Annotated in this window: 1 pseudogene; it reads left to right on the top strand. The window is 47.8% G+C overall.

What is annotated here, in order from left to right:
- Positions 1-25 precede the first annotated feature (25 nt).
- A pseudogene (locus LJE11_RS19250) lies at positions 26-565 on the top strand (IS200/IS605 family accessory protein TnpB-related protein); the annotation flags it as partial.

The following is a 565-nucleotide window of genomic DNA, read 5'->3' as shown; positions in this document are numbered from 1 at the left end:
AAAAAACAGTTCAGAGGAGAAGAAAATGCAGACGGTATCCAGTTATGGTGTGGAAATACGAAAACAGAATATCCCAATCCGCCAGACACTGGAAATCTATCGTCAGGCGGTCAGCTATCTGACGGAAATCTATGAACAGGTGTGGGCAGAACTGAAAATGATCCCGGAAGCAAAAAAACGCTTTAATGCAGCAGAACATCTGATTCACACAACGAAAAAGAACCATGCCCGCTTTGATTTTGACATCCGTTTTCCGAAGATGCCTTCTTATCTCAGAAGAGCTGCCATCCAGCATGCACTGGGAAGTGTATCGTCCTATGAAAGCCGGATGGAACAGTGGGAGGCAGCGGGAGAACTCTCCGGGAAACCGAATTTTACCTGTGAAAACCATGCCATGCCGGTCTTTTACCGGGATGTGATGTACCGCGAAGGGACAGAGGGAAAAGATGAGGCATACCTGAAACTGTATGACGGGCATGACTGGAGATGGTTCCGTGTGTGTTTAAGCCATACGGATATGGAATACCTGCGCAGGAACTGGTATGGGAAAAAGGCATCTGCCCCG

The organism is Blautia sp. DFI.1.216 (assembly GCF_020594215.1).
Taxonomy (GTDB): domain Bacteria; phylum Bacillota; class Clostridia; order Lachnospirales; family Lachnospiraceae; genus Blautia_A; species Blautia_A wexlerae.
Note: the sequence above shows the minus strand (reverse complement) of the source record. Positions and strands in the feature narration are given on the sequence as shown.